The following is a 14920-nucleotide window of genomic DNA, read 5'->3' as shown; positions in this document are numbered from 1 at the left end:
GATTATGAACAACGTATTTGTATATTGTGAGACAGAAGGCACGAACGTTGCCGATGTAAGTCTTGAGCTTCTGACTAAAGGTCGTAAGCTAGCCAATCAATTGGGCTGTGGGCTGGAGGCGATCGTTGCCGGGTCCGGCCTTGAGGGTGTAGAGAAACAAGTATTGCCTTTTGGCGTCGACAAGGTTCATGTGTTCGACGCTCCGGGTCTGTTCCCTTATACGTCACTTCCTCATTCCTCTATCTTGATCAATTTGTTCAAGGAGGAGAAACCGCAGATTTGCTTGATGGGCGCTACGGTGATCGGTCGTGACTTGGGCCCTCGTGTATCCTCGGCCTTGACAAGCGGCTTGACGGCCGATTGTACCTCTTTGGAGATCGGCTCGCACGAGGACAAGAAAGCGGGTATCACCTACGAGAACTTATTATATCAGATCCGTCCGGCGTTCGGTGGTAACATCGTAGCCACGATCATCAACCCGGAACATCGCCCGCAAATGGCGACCGTTCGTGAGGGCGTGATGAAAAAGGAGGTTTTGGACGAGAACTATAAAGGCGAAGTGATCCACCACGACGTAGCGAAGTATGTCCCCGAGACAGACTATGTGGTGAAAGTGATCGACCGTCATGTAGAGAAAGCGAAGCACAACCTGAAAGGCGCTCCGATCGTAGTAGCCGGAGGTTATGGCGTAGGCTCTAAGGAGAACTTTAATTTATTGTTCGATTTGGCGAAAGAGCTTCACGCCGAGGTAGGTGCCAGCCGTGCGGCTGTCGATGCCGGTTTCTGCGACCACGACCGTCAGATCGGTCAGACCGGTGTCACGGTGCGTCCGAAATTGTATATCGCTTGCGGTATCTCCGGGCAGATCCAGCATATCGCCGGCATGCAAGACGCCGGTATCATCATTTCGATCAATAATGATGAGAACGCCCCGATCAACACGATCGCCGATTACGTAATCAATGGTACGGTAGAAGAGGTGATTCCTAAGATGATTAAGTATTACAAAAAGAACAGTAAGTAAGATTATGGCTAATTTCTATACAGATAATCCCAGCTTGAAGCATCATCTTCACCATCCGTTGATGAAGCGTATCGTAGAGCTGAAAGAGCGCGGCTATGCCGACAAGGATACATACGATTATGCTCCGATCGATTTCGAGGACGCAATGGATAGCTACGAGAAAGTATTGGAGATCGTTGGTGAGATTTGCGGGGAAATTATCGCCCCGAACGCTGAGGGCGTAGACCATGAGGGCCCCACGGTAGCGAACGGACGTGTCACGTACGCTTCCGGGACACAGCAAAACCTCGATGCCGTTCGCAAGGCCGGCTTGATGGGTATCGCTATGCCTCGCCGCTACAATGGGTTGAATTTCCCGATCGTCCCTTACATCATGGCCGCCGACTTGGTTTCCCGTGCCGACGCCGGTTTCGAGAACCTTTGGGGTCTACAAGATTGTGCCGAGACCTTATACGAGTTCGGCAACGAGGATCAACGCCAACGTTACATCCCTCGTGTTTGCGACGGAGAGACCATGTCTATGGACTTGACGGAGCCGGACGCAGGTTCCGACCTTCAATCCGTTATGTTGAAAGCTTCTTACAACGAGGCTGACGGTTGCTGGTATCTGAACGGCGTAAAGCGTTTCATCACGAATGGCGACGCTGACATCCATTTGGTATTGGCCCGTTCCGAGGAAGGTACGAAGGATGGACGTGGCCTTTCCATGTTCATCTACGACAAGCGCAATGGTGGCGTGAATGTCCGTCGTATCGAGAACAAAATGGGTATCAAAGGCTCTCCTACTTGCGAGTTGGTATTCAAGAACGCGAAAGCCGAGCTTTGCGGTGATCGTAAGCTAGGTTTGATCAAATATGTAATGGCTTTGATGAACGGTGCCCGTCTGGGTATCATGGCTCAAGCCGTAGGACTTAGCGAGGCTGCCTATCGTGAGGCTTATGCTTACGCCTTGGATCGTAAACAGTTTGGTAAGTCTATCATCGAGTTCCCGGCGATCGCTGAGATTATCGCCTTGATGCGTGCGAAAGCGGATGCTTCCCGTTCTATGTTATACGAGACCGCCCGTTTCGTTGACGTCTACAAAGCGTTGGATGATATATCCAAGGAACGTAAACTGACTCCGGAAGAACGTCAAGAATTCAAGAAGTACAGCAAGCTCGCGGATGCTTTCACCCCGATGGGTAAAGGCATGACTACCGAGTACGCAAACCAGAACGCTTACGACGCTATCCAAGTTCACGGAGGTTCCGGTTTCATGAAAGACTACGCTTGCGAACGTATCTACCGGGATGCCCGCATCACGAATATCTATGAGGGTACCACCCAATTGCAAGTCGTAGCGGCCATCCGCCACGTCACCACGGGTACTTACTTGAACCAGATTCGTGAATACCAAGCGATCGAGTATAAGCCGGAATTAGAGGCTCTGAAGAACAAACTTGCCGCTATGACCGAGAAGTATGAGAAAGTGGTAGCCAAGGTTACGGAGACAAAGGATAACGAATATATTGACTTCCAAGCTCGCCGTATGGTCGAGGCAGCCGCTCATTGCGTATTCGGCTACTTGCTATTGCAAGACGCAAACAAAGATGACAGCTTCCGCCGTTCCGCCGAGGTTTATGTAAACTACGGACAAGCTGAGATTGATAAGATCGAATCCTTCATCAACAACTTCAATCGTGAGGACTTAGCTTATTACAAACAACAGTAAATAGGTTTTCCTAGGATAAAATGAGGCGAGGATCAGTTACAGGTTCTCGCCTTATTTTTTTAACCGCCAAAGTACCCATTGCATACCGCCACGTAAAGACAGATACCAAAGGAAAGCCATCCATAAGGCATGATTCCCCATCGATTGATAAAACAAGTAATACATAATAAAGAAAGTGCCCGAGGCCACAAGCATCGAGTAAAGCATCTGGCGTGTGGCCGTGGCACCGATAAAGATACCGTCCCAAAGGAAAGCGGAGAATCCACATAAAGGAATCGCCAACACCCAATAGAAATAATCCCCGGAAGCTTCAATGACTGAGGTATCGTTCGTCAATAATCCCAGAAAATTCTTCCCTCCCAACGCATAAAGGATCGTGAAAGACAATGAGAGGCCGATTCCCCATAGGAACAATAAGCGAATGCATTTACGTAACCCCACATCGTTTTTGGCTCCAATAAAGCGACCGGCTAATGCCTCTCCCGCATAAGCGAATCCATCCATTATATAAGAGAACAAGGTAAATAACTGCATCAACAAGGTGTTTACGGCTAATATCACATCCCCTTGTCTCGCACCTGTAGAAGTAAAGAAAGTCGTAACAGCGACCAAGCACAAGGTCCGGAAAAATATATCACTATTGACTGAGAAGAAGCGACGCATCGCCTCCCTACCCCAAAGCCCGTTCCAATCAATATACGCTTTCAAACGTTTATAATATTTCAACCAAAGAGCAAACGCCATGAGGAGACCCGCATATTGGGCGATCAGTGTTCCCAACGCTACGCCTTCCACCTTCATACCCAGCACAAACACGAAACATAGGCTGGCCGCAATATTCACGATATTCTGCGTGATAGCGATAAACATCGGGAAACGAGAATTCTGCATACCGATAAACCAACCGGCAAAGCCATATAACCCCAATACAGCCGGCGCTCCCCAGATACAGATATTAAAATAGAGAGAGGCCCATTGTTTTACCTCCTCCGTTGCGTCGATCAAAGTAAACGCAACCTTCAAGATAGGGTATTGAAGTATCAAAAGCCCCAAAGATATCAGGAAACCAACCCCGACAGACCGGAATAAGATCCGGGTAACTTCCGTCAAATCCCGTTTCCCGTACGCTTGGGAAGTCATACCGCTTGTCCCCATACGGAGAAACCCGAATATCCAGTAGATAATATTAAACAGCATCCCGCCTACAGCGATCGCCCCGATGTACGAAGCAGATCCAAGATGTCCCACGATCGCCACATCTATCAATCCCAATAAAGGTACGGTTATATTGGAAATAATAGAAGGTATCGCCAGTTGAAGTATTTTCTTATTCATATTAAATAGTGTCTAAATACGATATCGTTATCTCTTAAAACTCTCTTTCAGACTGATCAACGAAGGGATAAAAAAGGATATAATACCTATCAAACATAAAAAGCCCCCACTTATTATAAAGGTATTTCCAAGCCCGATAGAATCCGCCAAAAAGCCGGTACTCAAAAGACCGATCATCGAAGGAAGCATACTAAAGCTCATGTAAAAAGAGAATACCCTTCCCATAACTCCCGGATCAATGCGAGATTGGATAACCGTAGTAAAAGTAGCAAAATACAGGGAACCACAAACACCTCCTAAAGCCGTCAGCACCGCAAACCAGATAAAACCGGATACCGGTAACAACCCGGAAAACAAGAATGTCAATCCCAACGCTATATACATCCCATTAATCAACAGGATCTCATTCCAACGATATTTCTTAAGCCCCAGTAAAGCACCCGCAAGCAAGGCTCCTCCACCCCATGAAACCTCGACCAAGCTCACTTGGAAAGCATTTCCGGCAAAGTGATTCAACGTCATCAACGGGAATAAGACACTTACCGGCATAATCACGAATGTAGCCAATATAGACAATAGGAATAACCACGATAGCCCATATTGGTTACGGACTTCCATAATCGCCTCTTTCGCCTCTCTCCAAAGATGCAATTCTGAATTTCGTTCCTCATGAGAAGGATCGGGAATAAAGACAAAGCAGAGCGATAGACAAGCGAACGCCGCTCCAGCCACATCCAATAAGAGGATATTCGTCATCTTCATCATCGTTATGAATAGACCGGCCAAAGCGGGCCCGGCGATATTACACACCGACTGGATCACCTGATTAATCCCAGCTATGCGCATCAACTCCGATTTTGGAGCCAGCAAAGGAACAGAAGCTTGCATAGCGGGCATATGAAAGGCAGAACCTACGGAACGAAGGGCCAATAACACATATATATGACTAATCTTAGCCAAATCAAAATAAAACAAGACCGCCAATATCAACGTACAAAAAGCAATAAAGCTATCTGCCATAATCATCACCCGCTTCCTTTTCCACCGGTCGATAAAGATCCCCGTGAAAAGCCCCAAAACAGATTGAGGTAACAAAGCGGCCATCGTAGCAAATGCCAATACCTCAGCGGAACCTGTCTCCAGACTCAACCACAAGACTATCGCGAAATTAACAATCGAACTTGTCAGTATAGATAAGAACTGCCCCGTCCAAATAATGGCAAATACTCGCTTCCAGTTATCCATATAAACGTGTTTGTATTAAAAAAACGAAGGCCGCGGGATTCACATCCGACGGCCTCCTACACTAACCCTTAACTTTAACCAATGAAAAACAATAATCTACTACATTTATTTCAATGCAGCTAAAGCCGCATCGTAATTCGGTTCGGTAGTAATCTCGGGAACAAGTTCCTCATAAACCACCTTACCAGCTCCATCGACCACTATCACGCCACGGGCTAATAACCCTTTCAGCGGACCGTCTACCAGAAGCATCCCATACTTATCCTCAAAACATGAACACCGGAACACTGACAATGTAATCACTTTATCAATACCTTCCGTAGTACAGAAACGTCCATGCGCAAAAGGTAAATCTTTAGAAACAGCTAATACCACCGTATCCGGATGCGAAGCGGCTTCTTTATTGAAGCGTCTTACCGATGCCGCACATACACTTGTATCCAAGCTCGGAAAAACATTTATCACCACTTTCTTTCCTTTCAAGTCGCTTAGCGACAATTCGGATAAATCACTTTTTACACCCTTAAAGTCCGGAGCCTCTGTCCCAACTTTTGGCAACTCGCCGTTCGTATGAATCTCGTTACCTTTTAATGTTACTTTTGCCATCTTTGTATGTAAATTAAATAGTCTTACTTTAAGTTGGCTGCGCAAATATAAGCAGCTTTCTGTCGATAAAACAAACGAAAATAAACAATGTTTTTTCATTTAACTCTATTTAACTACTGTTGCAAAATACAGATTACCTATCTTTGACGTCAAAATTAAAAACAGATGGATTGGATTATTATCGGCGGACTTCTTATAATCATCGTGACGCAAATCCTTTTGCGTCCTAAACAGCTAAATAATAACAAAGAAGACCTAGAAAAGTTACTAAACGAGATACAACGCTCGTTCGACCGTATCGAGAAAAACTTTAGGGAGGACTTCCGCCTGAACCGGGAAGAAAGCCGGTTAGTAGCAAAAGATAACCGAGAAGAGCTGGCTCGTTCCATGAATGAGTTCAAGGAAGCCTTCGAACGTGGAATCGATTCTTTTAACAGGTTGCAGAAAGAGAAATTCGCCGCCTTGGACGAACGCCAACAGAGATTAGTGGATAACACGGAAAAAAGGCTGGAAGAGATCCGAGTCACCGTAGACGAGAAACTTCAAAAGACATTGAATGACCGTATCGGGCAATCTTTCCGTTTAGTCACCGAACAATTAGAAAGTGTACAAAAAGGACTGGGCGAGATGCAAACCTTAGCACAGGATGTAGGAGGATTAAAACGGGTACTTAGTAATGTTAAGACCCGGGGAAATATCGGGGAGATCCAACTCAGTATGTTATTGGAGCAGTTATTGGCACCAGAGCAATACGAGGCGAATGTACATACCCGGAAAGGTTCGGATGCGGTCGTTGAATTCGCAGTCAAGCTCCCCGGGCGGGATGATGCCCGAGAATTCGTATACCTTCCCATAGACGCTAAATTCCCGAAAGATGTATACGAACAGCTCCTAGACGCTTACGATGCCGCAGATTCCCAAGCGATCGAGACAGCCGGAAAATTATTGGAGACAACGATCAAGAAGATGGCTAAAGATATTTCGGACAAATATCTGGCACCTCCCGCCACGACCGATTTCGGCATTATGTTCCTGCCGTTCGAGGGCATTTACGCCGAGGTCGTACGCCGTTCCGCTTTATTGGAGGACTTGCAACGAAACTACAAGGTAGTCGTAACAGGTCCCACTACCCTAGCGGCCATACTAAACAGTTTACAAATGGGCTTCCGTACATTGGCGATTCAAAAGCACTCAGGGGAGGTATGGACGATCTTAGGGGCCGTGAAAAAAGAATTCGAGAAAGTAGGCGGTATGCTCGAGAAAGCCCAAAAGAACTTGCAAACCGCCAGCGGGCAAATAGAAGAGGTTTTAGGTACCCGTACCCGTGCCATCCAACGTAAACTCAAAGACGTAGATACGCTTAGCGACCGTGAGGCCCGAGCTATCCTTCCCGAGATCGGAATATTAACTGAAGAAGACGAAAAAGCAGAATCATGAAAAAGAGACAAATACCCCACACTTACGTAATCATTTTTTACATCATCTTATTTTGCGCCGCATTGACATGGGTTATCCCCGGTGGGCAATACACGGAAAATATCAGCCCAGATGGAGAGCGGACCGTTGTATATGAATCCGTGGAAAGCGTACCTCAAACATGGGAGGTACTCTCCGCCTTTTATAAAGGATTTGTGGACAAGGCGGATATCATCGTCTTCATCCTCATCATCGGTGGTGCATTCTGGATCGTGAACGACAGTAAGGCATTTGATATCGGGACAGTCAGTTTCCTACGAAAAGCACGCAAAATGGAGAACAACCCCATCCTTCGTAAAATAGGCATAGATAATTTCTTATTGACCGCCATCATGCTACTTTTCAGTATATTCGGGGCCGTATTCGGGATGAGTGAGGAGACCATCGCTTTTTGTCTGGTCTTGGTCCCGATGGCGATATCTATGGGATACGATTCCATAACCGGCGTATGTATGGTTTTTATAGCGGCGGGATTAGGTTTCGCCGGAGCGATTTTAAACCCTTTCACTATCGGTATAGCGCAAGGCTTAGCAGGAATTCCTCTTTTTTCCGGCATCGAGTATCGTATCGTTTGTTGGTGTATTATCAATGTGGTAGGCTTCACATGGATATTGCGTTATGCCGCCAAGGTAAAAAAGAACCCTCAACTATCGCCCGTCTATGAGGATGATCAATATTGGAGAGATTTGCATAGTACCAATTCCTTAGAAATCGTATACAGAACCCCGAAAGCCGCATGGATCAGTTTCGTCCTATTGGCAATCGTACTAGTTATCTTTTCGATCTATTACCCCCAGACATCCTTAAAAATAGGAAATAGCGTAATCAAGGGACTACCCTTAATCCCGATTCTTAGCGTAGCTTTCGTGATCAGCTCGATATTTACCCTACGGAAAACCGTACATTTGTATATATTGAACCTTTTATTCTTCACGATCTTTTTCTTGATAACAGGCGTAATGGGCTATGGGTGGTACATTATGGAAATAGCGACCTTGTTCTTCGCCTTGGGTATAGCGGCGGGAATCGCCAATGGACGCAATCCGAATGAGCTTGTGAAACTTTTCTTGGAAGGTTGCAAGGATATCATGAGCGCCGCCTTGGTTGTCGGCTTAGCTGGAGGTATTATCGTAATCCTGCAAGACGGTAAAGTGATCGATACGATTCTCTTTAACCTAGCGAAAGGGATGGAAGGTTTGGGACAAGTAGCTACGGTCGGGATGATGTACGTTATTCAAACGCTTATCAATTTAGTTATTCCTTCCGGAAGTGCCAAAGCGGCCCTCACCATGCCTATCATGGCCCCATTCTCGGAGTTGATCGGTTTATCCAAGCAGGCCACCGTCATGGCCTTTCAGTTTGGCGATGGCTTCACGAACCTGATAACTCCCACATCTGGTGTTCTGATAGCGGTTCTAGGAGTAAGCCGTATTCCGTATGATAAATGGTTCAAATGGGCATGGAAATTCATCCTTGTCCTAGTGATCCTAGGATTCCTATTATTGATCCCAACGGTATTGATCCCGATGAACGGCTTTTAATCGATATAGCTTTGCGCCTTCCGCAATAGGCTTCCGTGATCCATCACGCCGGAAGAGCGCCATATGATCTCACCTTTCTTAAAGATGATCAAAGTGGGTACGGATTGGATCCTCAACTGTGTGGCAAGTGCCTCGTTCTTATCTACATCAATTTTAAGGACACGCACTTGTCCCGCCAGCTCCTTCCCCAATGCCTCGACCGTCGGACTCAACACCTTACACGGGCCGCACCATGTCGCAAAAAAATCCACCAATACAGGTTTATCCCCTTTAATGATATCGTCAAATGTTTCCATCTTATCTACTTTTTTAATATTTACAATCTGTTTAATCTCAAATACAGGAATCCTGCTTAATAGCCCTTATCCCATCAAAAACAAAATTATGAAATTCTATCTCGAAATCTTCTATATAATAACCGATAGATAACACTCAAAGTTTTCTATAAAAGATCAATAAACAACGATCAAAACAAGCAAAAGAAAAAAACTGGCATCTGATTATAACAAAAAAAGGGAGACTCTTTTAGAATCTCCCTCGTGATCGGGCTGGGATTCGAACCCAGGACCCACAGCTTAGAAGGCTGTTGCTCTATCCAGCTGAGCTACCTGACCATCCTTATTTTCGTGGTGCAAAGGTAAGGATTTTTCTTTTCCTTGCAAACTTTTAGTACACTTTTTTACATATTGAATTTAGAATGGATAACCAACGGCAAAATGCAAGGCGAAATTATCCTTGAAATTAGGACGGGTTATCGCCCAACGCCTAGACTTTTTCTCCTGAGGATTATAAGCCTTGAAGCCTGTATCTAAACGTAGTAGAAAGAAATCAAAGTCTAAACGAAGTCCCAAACCATAGGAAACAGCGATCTCCTTATAAAAACGAGAAAAATCAAAGTTTCCAGCCTTATAGCGTTCATCTGATACATTCCGGGTCCATATGTTTCCGGCATCTATGTAAGCCGCCAATTCAAACTTCCAAAAAAGTTTCGTTCGATATTCCAAGTTCAAATCCAAGCGGATATCCCCCGATTGAAGAGCGAAAGAAGTCGTGCTGTCAACTTCCATACTACCCGGACCTAACTCTCGTACAGACCATCCCCGGACACTATTCGCTCCCCCCGAGAAATAAGCACGCTCAAAAGGTAAATAGTTTGAGTTACCATAAGCCATCCCCACTCCCACTCCTATATGGAAAGCTAACTTGTTACGACTGTCAAGCACGATTCCTTTACTAAAATCGAAATCCAATTTCACATATTGCGCATATTCCGTACCAAACAACTCATAATAACCGTCATCATTTTTCTTCGCCCCCGTAAGATGCGAAAAGGCACTCAACAAATTCCCTGCGACCTCGACCGACGCACGTAGGGAATGCGTGTTTCTCAAACGATTCTGGGGAGAATAATTACTGAAGGAATAAGTATATCCCGAACTCATGATAAAATGGTTCGTATAGTTATACAACACCATATAATCCGGCAAGCTATTGATAAAGTCCATATTCTTATCCGGCAAATACACATAATTCAAGTCTACAAGCTTAAAGGTATGGCGTGCCTGTGTATTGCCCCGATCTTGCCAAATATAACTCCAACCACCAGATAGAATCGCCCTCGTATACTCCGGACGTTTTTGCAGGTTGTAACTTATTTTCGCTTCAGTTGACGCACGTAGCCGCCTACGAAAATCCGAACTCAAGAACGGGAACAAAAAACGAGGAAACAGCAAAGACCCTTCCGCACCTAACTCCCAGTAATTACCAAAGCCATTCGCCTTATTTCCGGATAACGCCTCGTAAGCCCCTCTCACCCTCGCCGAGAACAGCTCCGATCCTCGGAAGATATTCCTATGCTGATAATTCAAGCTGGAGGCAAACCCATAGTCACCCGCCGAGTTAGTACCTTCCAAATCCACTCCCACCGTATTTATCTTCGCGGGAGAAGTGAGAATGTAACAATCCAACTTCATCGTATCCCGCTCCTCTACTTCCGTAAAACGTATATTTACGTTCCTCAAAGCCCTTAGAGAAGCGAACGCCGAATAGGTCTGCTCTATATTCTTCTCACTAAATAATTGCCCCGGCCGAATATAAGTACTCCTCCGGAGCACGCTCGGACGGATACTCTTCCCGTTCCGGCCATATACGATATTCACCCCTGCGCTGAGCATCGTATCTGTAGCCATGAAACTAGCGTCCTCTCCTACCCCCATCGGATTATAATCGGTTAAGACCGTTACATCCTTAATATAATACTGACGATGCGGCTGATCCTCTACCGACCCATTGGGCAACACCTTCCGATAAGGTTTCATGGACATATCAAGATCCACGACATTTTGGTTAAAAGAACTATCAGCGATATATCCTAAATAATCCCGATTAAAACCATAATACCCGTTCCAGCGAAGTAAGGTCGTAATACGCTCCCGCTCCTTGTCCAATATATCCCGGTCAAATAAAGTTCCTTCCTTAACTAATTGGTTATACTCTTCCTGTGAGGACCGGAACGCAGAAGCTAAGGGAGAGCGGCGAGGCGCTTTCAGATGTGCCAAACTATCAATTTTCGGATCGGGGAACTTCATCGTGTAATTGCGTATCCTATACGGATCGTTCGCCTTTATATGGTAAGTTACAACCGCTTTCTTATGGCGTGCCGTATCGATCGTCGTTGATACATCCGCATGGACATACCCTTTATTAATGTAAAAACGCTCTAGTTCCATGGCGGACTGTTCCACCAACATCGTATCCAGCACCACGGGAGGCTCACCAATCCTACGTAACTGTTTATTGATCCATTTCTTCTCATTCTTACCAGACCAATCATAGACAAACAACTGCCACTTCATCAGACCAAACACCTTGAAGTTTGGTTGCTGCCTAAGATAAGATTTTAAATCCGCAGACTTATAGTCCCTGTTATCCGACACGATCTCCACCTTATCCAGCAAATATTCCCCATCCGGCACAAACTTGGTCGTACTACAAGAGGTTAGTAGTAGTACGATACAGATAAAATAGCATATACGTAGAGATCGATTCATCATTCCAAGCTTTTTACGATCGCGAATGTACTGGAATTTAAAGAATTTACCGTACTTTTGTTTTGTAAAAAGAACTAAGATGCTAAGCAAGACCAAAGTCAAATACATCCGTTCTCTGGAATTAAAGAAATTCCGGAATGAAAATAATGTTTTTGTAGCCGAAGGAAATAAATTGGTAGCCGATATGTTACCGGCCTTTGAATGTGAGTTATTAATAGCCAAGCCATCTTGGATGGCTACACAAGGCGATATTCCGGCCAAGGAGTTATTGGTAGCGGAAGAAGATGATATTCGTAAAGCCAGCTTCCTGAAAAATCCCCAAGATGTACTCGCAATCTTTAAACGCCCCAATTGGGATATAACGGAAATAACGCCGGAAAAGGAGCTTGTTCTCGCATTAGACGGAATCCAAGATCCGGGCAACTTAGGTACGATCATCCGGTTAGCGGACTGGTTCGGTATTTCCCATATCGTATGCAGCAAAGATACCGCCGATGTTTTCAGTCCAAAAACCGTACAAGCCACTATGGGTGCGCTCGCCCACGTAAAAATACATTACACCGATCTGGAAACGTTCTTACAGGCCCAATCAGCCCAAGCCATACCTTTATACGGCACCTTCCTTGGCGGAGAAAACTTATATGAGAAAACCTTATCCGGAAACGGTATCTTGATAATGGGTAATGAAGGAAATGGAATACGTCCCGCCATAGAGGCTTTTGTAAACGAAAAATTATATATCCCGAACTATCCGGAAGGAAGAGACACCTCAGAGTCTCTCAATGTGGCCATCGCTACAGCTGTGGTCTGTGCCGAGTTTCGCAGACGCCAAGGGAATCCCGCTTAAACGATATATATGGACTGAACAACCCGGCGTAATCTTTTCGGTTAACGCCGGCCAAGATCCCATCACCTGCTTAAAACCAATCGCCGGTTCCGAGGAAAGAACCGGCACCAGCACTCCATCATAAAAAGCGGTTCCAGCTATCTCCTCATTCAACGGGTAAACACCATGAAACGCACCATTATCATCCAGTTCGATATAATGCATACGATAAACCTGCTTACACCAAACGTAATGAGCGGCAATTCTTCTCATAAGTATAATAAACAAATAGAGAGATTACTTAATAGAATCCTTAGGTAATTCGGCAAGCTCCTTACCATAGTTATATTTCATCAAGCTTAAGCTATCTATATACACCTTATAATAAGTCGTATCCATATTATCCATACGGATATATCCAAACACACGCTTTACTTTCTTAGTTGGTATAGTCTTCAAGATCGTCTCGTGATATCCATCTTTCGTGATCTTACTATTCACCGTCAAGGTCGTATCACCTTGGTCTGCGCTTAAACGTACCTCCGGCTTATAAGCCATTTTGTTATTCAATCCCCAGACACGCACGCCCAGCACGAAACTACTGCCCGAGGAATAATTCGTTTCCGGACGTATATCGAAAGTCACCCCATTAAATACAGAGGTAGGAGACAAGACCAGATAAGAACGGCGAGGCCAAATATCCACAGAATCCCGGTTCGATACCGGCGCAGCGTCCGCCTGCACATCCCCTAAGTTATTGATCCGTTTATTAAGATCGGCCAAGACCCGGTTGTAGACCTCCATATAAATATCCAAGTTACGGCCGTACCACACCAACGAGCTATCATACACCGCTTGTGTAATATCATGCTTACGGAATACAGACTCATACAAGGCAAGCTTCATGGTATCGGATTTATAAGTATTATAATCCACATTTACCATGGCCTCAGCCAGCAACATATCCGTCAAGACACCCTGCATCTTTTTCTCCGACAGAATACCATCCGGAACCTTACTACATGCCGCCAGCAACGTCGTGGCTAATAAAGCCATACCATATATCCGTAATTTTCTCCGCATTTATTTCTCTTCTTTCGAAAGGCTAGCCGACAAAGTATGCCGATAAAATATTAACAAAAGGAAAACTCCCACGCAAATCGCCGAGTCCGCCAAATTAAAGATCGGACGGAAGAAAACGAACTCCTGTCCACCCCAGATCGGAACCCAATCCGGGAATACGGTCTCTATCAATGGGAAATAGAACATATCCACCACCTTACCATGCAGCCAAGAGGCATAACCACCTCCCTCCGGCATAAAAGTAGCGAGTTGCCCGAAACTATGGTCGAAGATCACGCCATAGAATATCGAGTCGATTATATTACCCACCGCCCCCGCAAAAACCAAAGATATACAGGCAATAAAACCGAATTTATAATTTTCTTTAACCAGCTTATACAAATAATATCCGATAAACAATACAGCCACGATACGGAATACGGAAAGGAATAATTTCCCAATCACCTCTATACCGAATGCCATACCCGGATTCTCAGTAAAATAGAGATAAAACCACGGAGTTATCTCTATACTCTCATGCAACTGCATGTGGGTCTTAATCCATATTTTCAGCGCTTGGTCAAGAAGAAGGAGCAGTATTATGATTAACACTGCTCCCCAACCTTTAGAATATCTCATTTACTTTGCACCTCCTTGTTTTGCTTCGATACTTAAAGTCGCATGAGGCACAGCACGTAGCCTTTCTTTCGGGATCAATTTACCAGTCTCCCGGCAAATACCGTAGGTCTTATTCTCGATACGGATCAAAGCGGCCTGTAAATTCTGGATGAATTTCATCTGGCGTTGCGCCAAACGGCCCGCCTCTTCCTTCGATAACGTAGAAGCGCCTTCCTCCAGCACCTTGAATGTAGGAGACGTATCAGCCACGTCGTTACCGTCGGAATTCGTAACCCCTGATCGCAAAAGCTCGTAATCCCTCTTCGCGATTTCCAGTTTCTCTAATATAATAGCGCGGAACTCCTCGAGCTCAGCGTCTGAATATCTTGTCTTCTCTGCCATGGTTCTAAAAAAATTTAGGTTCAA

13 protein-coding genes and 1 tRNA gene are annotated in these 14920 nt (G+C 45.2%); 5 read left to right on the top strand and 9 right to left on the bottom strand.

The window, feature by feature from the left end:
* The first annotated feature begins 4 nt into the window (after positions 1 to 4).
* A complete protein-coding gene (locus BDI_RS02290) occupies positions 5 to 1024 on the top strand; it encodes an electron transfer flavoprotein subunit alpha/FixB family protein (RefSeq protein ID WP_005855554.1) in 1020 nt (339 codons plus the stop codon).
* Between the two features lie 4 nt (positions 1025 to 1028).
* Positions 1029 to 2735 carry an acyl-CoA dehydrogenase family protein gene (locus tag BDI_RS02285; protein ID WP_008780918.1) on the top strand — a complete coding sequence of 569 codons (1707 nt, stop codon included), beginning with the start codon at positions 1029 to 1031 and terminating at the stop codon, positions 2733 to 2735.
* Between the two features lie 51 nt (positions 2736 to 2786).
* Here BDI_RS02285 and BDI_RS02280 read toward each other — a convergent pair whose 3' ends face one another.
* From BDI_RS02280 to tpx, 3 genes are all read right to left on the bottom strand, one after another.
* Positions 2787 to 4070, bottom strand: a complete 1284-nt coding sequence (locus tag BDI_RS02280; RefSeq protein WP_008780917.1) for an MATE family efflux transporter — start codon at positions 4068 to 4070, stop codon at positions 2787 to 2789.
* 27 nt (positions 4071 to 4097) lie between these two features.
* Positions 4098 to 5315, bottom strand: a complete 1218-nt coding sequence (locus BDI_RS02275) for an MFS transporter (protein WP_005855551.1) — start codon at positions 5313 to 5315, stop codon at positions 4098 to 4100.
* Between the two features lie 105 nt (positions 5316 to 5420).
* Positions 5421 to 5921, bottom strand: coding sequence for a thiol peroxidase (tpx, locus tag BDI_RS02270; protein ID WP_005865275.1), 501 nt, complete (start codon positions 5919 to 5921; stop codon positions 5421 to 5423).
* Between the two features lie 165 nt (positions 5922 to 6086).
* Here tpx and BDI_RS02265 point away from each other — a divergent pair, with 165 nt between their 5' ends.
* Together BDI_RS02265 and BDI_RS02260 are read left to right on the top strand one after the other, a co-directional pair.
* Entirely contained in the window at positions 6087 to 7358 is a 1272-nt protein-coding gene (locus BDI_RS02265; protein WP_005855549.1) for a DNA recombination protein RmuC, read from the top strand.
* Positions 7355 to 8938 (top strand): YfcC family protein, encoded by a 1584-nt coding sequence (locus BDI_RS02260; RefSeq protein ID WP_011966020.1) that lies wholly within the window; start codon positions 7355 to 7357, stop codon positions 8936 to 8938. Before BDI_RS02265 ends, BDI_RS02260 begins: the two co-directional genes overlap by 4 nt.
* Here the strand turns inward: BDI_RS02260 and trxA are convergent.
* From trxA to BDI_RS02245, 3 genes are all read right to left on the bottom strand, one after another.
* Entirely contained in the window at positions 8935 to 9234 is a 300-nt protein-coding gene (gene trxA, locus BDI_RS02255) for a thioredoxin (RefSeq protein WP_011966019.1), read from the bottom strand. The two genes, BDI_RS02260 and trxA, sit on opposite strands and share 4 nt — an antisense overlap.
* A gap of 244 nt (positions 9235 to 9478) precedes the next feature.
* Positions 9479 to 9552 (bottom strand) — tRNA-Arg (locus BDI_RS02250).
* Positions 9553 to 9630: 78 nt separating this feature from the next.
* On the bottom strand, positions 9631 to 11991 hold the full coding sequence (locus BDI_RS02245; protein WP_005855540.1) for a BamA/TamA family outer membrane protein: 2361 nt from the start codon (positions 11989 to 11991) through the stop codon (positions 9631 to 9633).
* 76 nt (positions 11992 to 12067) lie between these two features.
* Between BDI_RS02245 and BDI_RS02240 the strand changes: the two genes are divergently transcribed.
* Positions 12068 to 12835 carry a TrmH family RNA methyltransferase gene (locus BDI_RS02240; RefSeq protein WP_005855539.1) on the top strand — a complete coding sequence of 256 codons (768 nt, stop codon included), beginning with the start codon at positions 12068 to 12070 and terminating at the stop codon, positions 12833 to 12835.
* A 276-nt stretch (positions 12836 to 13111) separates the two neighbouring features.
* On the opposite strand, the gene BDI_RS02235 is transcribed toward BDI_RS02240, so the two are convergent.
* From BDI_RS02235 to BDI_RS02225, 3 genes are read right to left on the bottom strand one after another with little or no spacing between them, the layout of a single operon-like run.
* A complete protein-coding gene (locus BDI_RS02235; RefSeq protein WP_009017641.1) occupies positions 13112 to 13897 on the bottom strand; it encodes a DUF4296 domain-containing protein in 786 nt (261 codons plus the stop codon).
* Positions 13898 to 14515: a lipoprotein signal peptidase gene (locus BDI_RS02230; RefSeq protein WP_005865261.1), complete on the bottom strand. Its 618-nt coding sequence runs from the start codon at positions 14513 to 14515 to the stop codon at positions 13898 to 13900.
* On the bottom strand, positions 14516 to 14896 hold the full coding sequence (locus BDI_RS02225) for a TraR/DksA family transcriptional regulator (RefSeq protein WP_005855535.1): 381 nt from the start codon (positions 14894 to 14896) through the stop codon (positions 14516 to 14518). It lies immediately after the preceding gene.
* Between the last annotated feature and the right edge of the window lie 24 nt (positions 14897 to 14920).

Source organism: Parabacteroides distasonis ATCC 8503, assembly GCF_000012845.1.
Lineage (GTDB): Bacteria > Bacteroidota > Bacteroidia > Bacteroidales > Tannerellaceae > Parabacteroides > Parabacteroides distasonis.
Note: the sequence above shows the minus strand (reverse complement) of the source record. Positions and strands in the feature narration are given on the sequence as shown.

Coding starts and splice junctions, on each gene's coding strand:
- BDI_RS02240 (WP_005855539.1), top strand. CDS start 12,068: ATGCTAAGCAAGACCAAAGTCAAATACATCCGTTCTCTGGAATTAAAG.
- BDI_RS02290 (WP_005855554.1), top strand. CDS start 5: ATGAACAACGTATTTGTATATTGTGAGACAGAAGGCACGAACGTTGCC.
- BDI_RS02225 (WP_005855535.1), bottom strand. CDS start 14,896: ATGGCAGAGAAGACAAGATATTCAGACGCTGAGCTCGAGGAGTTCCGC.
- BDI_RS02260 (WP_011966020.1), top strand. CDS start 7,355: ATGAAAAAGAGACAAATACCCCACACTTACGTAATCATTTTTTACATC.
- BDI_RS02285 (WP_008780918.1), top strand. CDS start 1,029: ATGGCTAATTTCTATACAGATAATCCCAGCTTGAAGCATCATCTTCAC.
- tpx (WP_005865275.1), bottom strand. CDS start 5,921: ATGGCAAAAGTAACATTAAAAGGTAACGAGATTCATACGAACGGCGAG.
- BDI_RS02230 (WP_005865261.1), bottom strand. CDS start 14,515: ATGAGATATTCTAAAGGTTGGGGAGCAGTGTTAATCATAATACTGCTC.
- BDI_RS02275 (WP_005855551.1), bottom strand. CDS start 5,315: ATGGATAACTGGAAGCGAGTATTTGCCATTATTTGGACGGGGCAGTTC.
- BDI_RS02235 (WP_009017641.1), bottom strand. CDS start 13,897: ATGCGGAGAAAATTACGGATATATGGTATGGCTTTATTAGCCACGACG.
- BDI_RS02280 (WP_008780917.1), bottom strand. CDS start 4,070: ATGAATAAGAAAATACTTCAACTGGCGATACCTTCTATTATTTCCAAT.
- BDI_RS02265 (WP_005855549.1), top strand. CDS start 6,087: ATGGATTGGATTATTATCGGCGGACTTCTTATAATCATCGTGACGCAA.
- trxA (WP_011966019.1), bottom strand. CDS start 9,234: ATGGAAACATTTGACGATATCATTAAAGGGGATAAACCTGTATTGGTG.
- BDI_RS02245 (WP_005855540.1), bottom strand. CDS start 11,991: ATGATGAATCGATCTCTACGTATATGCTATTTTATCTGTATCGTACTA.